Below are 2,077 nucleotides of genomic sequence, written 5' to 3' on the forward strand. Positions count from 1 at the left end.
CTGCCCACCCTTCCCCGCCGTGCTGCCGTTCGCGGGCCCGCCGGACGCGAACGTGTCCCCGGGCCCTCTCGGCCCGGGGACACGTCGTTCACGCGGCGCGCACCACGGTGGGTGCTCGTCGGGTCAGAGCGTCGCGGCGTCCACCACGAAGCGGTAGCGCACGTCCGAGTCCACCACGCGGTCGTAGGCGTCGTTGATGTCCTCGGCCTTGATCAGCTCGATCTCCGCGGTGACGCCGTGCTCGGCGCAGAAGTCCAGCATCTCCTGGGTCTCGCGGATGCCGCCGATGTTGGAGCCTGTGAGGGACTTGCGGCCGCTGATGAGCGAGCCCGCGCTGACCTCCAGGGCCTCGGTGGGCAGGCCCAGCAGCACCATGGCACCGTGGGGGCGCAGGGTGGCCATGAACTCCTGCACGTCGATGTGCGCGGACACGGTGTTGATGATGACGTCGAACTCGCCCTTGTGCTCCTTCAGGGCCTCGGGATCCTCCTTGCGGGCGATCCAGTTCGTGGCGCCGAAGCGGCGGCCGTCCTCCTCCTTGGAACGGGTCTGGCTGATCACGGTGACCTCGGCACCCATGGCGGCGGCGAGCTTCACGGCCACGTGGCCGAGTCCGCCCATGCCCACCACGGCCACCTTGGAGCCCTCGGTCACGCCCCAGGTGCGCAGCGGGGAGTAGGTGGTGATGCCCGCGCACAGCAGCGGCGTGGTGGCCGCCGGGTCCATGCTCTCGGGGATGTGCAGGGCGAACGCCTCGGAGACCACGATCTGCGTGGAGTAGCCGCCGTCGGTCGGGCGGCCGTCGAAGCGGTCCGTGCCGTTGTACGTGCCCACGGCCTTTGGACAGTTATTCTCCTCACCCTTCAGGCACCACTCGCACTCACGGCACGAGTCGACCAGGCAGCCGACGCCGGCGCGCTCGCCCACCGAGAACGAGGTGACCTCGGAGCCCACCTCGGTGACACGGCCGATGATCTCGTGGCCCGGGACCATGGGGAAGTCGATGGGCCCCCACTCCTCGCGCACGGTGTGGATGTCCGAGTGGCAGATCCCGGCGAACTCGATCTCGATGCGGATGTCGTCCGGGCGCAGGTCCCTGCGCTCGATGGTGCCCTTCTCCAGGGGAGCACCGGAAGCGACGGCCTGGTAGGCAGCAACGTTGGTAGTCATGGGATGTGACTGTAGACCTCTCTCGACCGGTAAGTCATTTCGAGGGAAAGTGGTTCGCTGGAGGCGCACAGCGGCCCCTGGTCAGGGTGCCGGTGGTTGCTGGCCCTGCGGGTCACCGCCTGAACGGGAAGCCCTTCAGGTCCTTGGGCAGCGGCGCGGCGTACGTGCGGGACTTCGAGGTGCTCAGCCCCAGCCGCACGAGCGACTGCGCCACGGTCACGGCGGCGGCCACCCCGTCCACCACGGGCACCCCGCACTGCTCCCGCACCTCCCGTTCCAGCGCGGCCATCCCGCCGCAGCCGAGCACGATCACCTCCGCCCGGTCCTCGCGGACCGCCCGCTGCGCCTCGTCCACGATCGACTGCACCGCCGCGCGCTCGTCCGTCTCGAGGTCCAGCACCGAGGTGTTGGAGGCCCGCACCGAAGCGCAGCGCTCCATGAGCCCCGCCAGCCGCAGCCGGTCCTCGATGAGCGGGACGGTACGGTCCAGGGTGGTCACCACCGAGTAGCTGCGGCCCACGAACGTGGCCATGGACGCCGCGGCCTCGGTGATGTCCACGACCGGCTGCGCCAGCAGCTCCTGCAGCCCTTCCCGCCCGTGCTCGCCGAATCCCGCCTGGATCACGGCGTCGAACGGCTCCTCGTACGCGAGCACCGCGTCCATCACACCCACCGCCGCCAGGTAGGACTCCATGTTCCCCTCGCAGGACGGCGCGCCGAACGTGGGTGTGAGTCCCACGATCTCCACACCCGGTTCCGCCACCGCGCGGGCGGCCTCCGCAATCGAGTCGGTCATGGACTGCGTGGTGTTCACGTTGACGGTCAGGATGCGCATGTCATCTTCTCCTGGGGTTCGGTTTCTCGGGTACGACGCCGCTGGGTCGCCTCCGGGGCGACGGCAGCCGGG

Annotated in this window: 2 protein-coding genes; both read right to left on the bottom strand. The window is 69.9% G+C overall.

The genetic code is table 11. The features are described from left to right. Positions 1-123: 123 nt before the first annotated feature. Complete coding sequence (locus CWC38_RS11640) at positions 124-1,170, bottom strand: NAD(P)-dependent alcohol dehydrogenase (RefSeq protein ID WP_121846868.1); 1,047 nt, start codon at positions 1,168-1,170, stop codon at positions 124-126. A 112-nt stretch (positions 1,171-1,282) separates the two neighbouring features. Next, on the bottom strand, positions 1,283-2,005 hold the full coding sequence (locus CWC38_RS11645) for an aspartate/glutamate racemase family protein (protein ID WP_121846869.1): 723 nt from the start codon (positions 2,003-2,005) through the stop codon (positions 1,283-1,285). Positions 2,006-2,077: the final 72 nt, after the last annotated feature.

Source organism: Kocuria tytonicola, from assembly GCF_003687455.1.
Classification (GTDB): domain Bacteria; phylum Actinomycetota; class Actinomycetes; order Actinomycetales; family Micrococcaceae; genus Kocuria; species Kocuria tytonicola.

Bases quoted from the DNA above. Each gene is read 5' to 3' on its own strand.
- CWC38_RS11640 (WP_121846868.1), bottom strand. From the start codon at position 1,170: ATGACTACCAACGTTGCTGCCTACCAGGCCGTCGCTTCCGGTGCTCCC.
- CWC38_RS11645 (WP_121846869.1), bottom strand. From the start codon at position 2,005: ATGCGCATCCTGACCGTCAACGTGAACACCACGCAGTCCATGACCGAC.